The sequence below is a fragment of the Vibrio sp. 2134-1 genome (assembly GCF_033339495.1).
The window spans coordinates 1-628 of the sequence record NZ_JAWOUS010000581.1 but is presented as its reverse complement, the minus strand read 5'-3'; the positions used below and the strand labels follow the sequence as shown (position 1 = coordinate 628).

Here is a 628-nt window from a genome sequence, read left to right as displayed (position 1 = left end):
AGCCAACCTGGTTGTTTACAACAATACGAACCGTACCGCCAACGCAGAAACCACGAGCAAGTGACATGTTGAACGTTTCAGCCACTACACCTTGGCCAGCAATCGCAGAGTCACCATGAATAGTGATAGGAAGAACTTTGCTGCCGTGGTTGTCACCCAAACGGTCTTGACGTGCACGCACTGAACCGATAACCACTGGGTTTACGATTTCTAAGTGAGATGGGTTAAACGCAAGCGCTAAGTGAACATCGCCACCAGGAGTTGCGAAGTCTGCAGAGAAACCTTGGTGGTATTTAACGTCACCGGTACCCCACGTTTCATCGTGCTTACCCGCGAACTCATCAAATAGATCTTGTGGTTTCTTACCCAGTACGTTCACCAGCATGTTCAAACGACCACGGTGAGCCATACCAATAACCACTTCACGCATGCCACTCTTACCCGCATGACGAATCAGTTCTTTCGTCATTGGGATAAGCGCATCACCACCTTCTAGAGAGAATCGCTTCGCACCAGGGAATTTTGCGCCTAAATAACGCTCAAGGCCTTCCGCTGCAGTCAACTCTTCAAGGAACGTGCGTTTTTCATCTTGGTTGAATGATGGCTGGCCTACGACAGACTCAAGACG

At 49.4% G+C, this 628-nt stretch carries 1 protein-coding gene; it reads right to left on the bottom strand.

Translation table 11 applies throughout. From position 1 onward, the window contains the following. The coding region (locus R7R78_RS27340; RefSeq protein ID WP_263856334.1) for a thiamine pyrophosphate-dependent enzyme at positions 1–628 on the bottom strand (628 nt) is incomplete at both ends.